Below are 717 nucleotides of genomic sequence, written 5' to 3'. Positions count from 1 at the left end.
ATGCTGTTCACCCTGCTGGGCCGCCTCATGGTCAGGACCGTAGTCGCTTCGCCGGCCACTCCGACCTGACAAAACGGATTACACCGAAAGACGCATCGGGGACTTGATCTGGATCAGCGCACGCATGCCGGATTGCGAATATTTGTGCCGTCAGCGGACGCTTCCTCATCGTGAGGCGGCGGAACAGTCAAGGCGCCCGAACATGCGTGCACGGCCCCGAAGCGGGTGGCGTATCATTGCCGGACTTCTTCTCGCCGCGCCGTTAGCGGCATCCGGCCTCGCCGCGGCGCAGACCACGACCCCGCATCGCGGCGCGCCCTCCGGCGATGTCTATCCCCGCGCCGCCGCCTGGTGCTCGAATTTCCGCCTCGGCGCGCTCTCCGCGAAAACCCGGATGGACGCCGCCAACCTCCAGCGCCTGCGCGCCGCGCAGGAGGAACTCGCCCCCGGCTTCACCGCCGGCGGCGCGCGCACCGGTCTCGATCTTCTCGCCGGCTATCAGGAGCAGCTCGAACGGCGCCATCCCGATATCGGCCTGGCATCGACCTATCTCGCGATGGTCAGCACCGTGCCGGTCACCACCGACGCGCTCCGCCGCGTCAACGCGCTGCTCTGCGTCAGCACGACGCGCGCGACCGCCGCACAGATCGCCGCCACCGCCGAGGCCGCGCGCCTCGACCTCGCGCGCTAGCCGGATGACGCCAATGGAGCCGGACA

At 69.0% G+C, this 717-nt stretch carries 1 protein-coding gene; it reads left to right on the top strand.

Annotated elements, in window-relative coordinates; translation table 11 throughout:
* Positions 1–202: 202 nt before the first annotated feature.
* Entirely contained in the window at positions 203–691 is a 489-nt protein-coding gene (locus APM_RS12950) for a hypothetical protein (RefSeq protein WP_007423821.1), read from the top strand.
* Positions 692–717 lie beyond the last annotated feature (26 nt).

The organism is Acidiphilium sp. PM (assembly GCF_000219295.1).
Lineage (GTDB): Bacteria > Pseudomonadota > Alphaproteobacteria > Acetobacterales > Acetobacteraceae > Acidiphilium > Acidiphilium multivorum.
This window is presented reverse-complemented; position numbering and strand designations above follow the sequence as displayed.

Coding starts and splice junctions, on each gene's coding strand:
- APM_RS12950 (WP_007423821.1), top strand. CDS start 203: ATGCGTGCACGGCCCCGAAGCGGGTGGCGTATCATTGCCGGACTTCTT.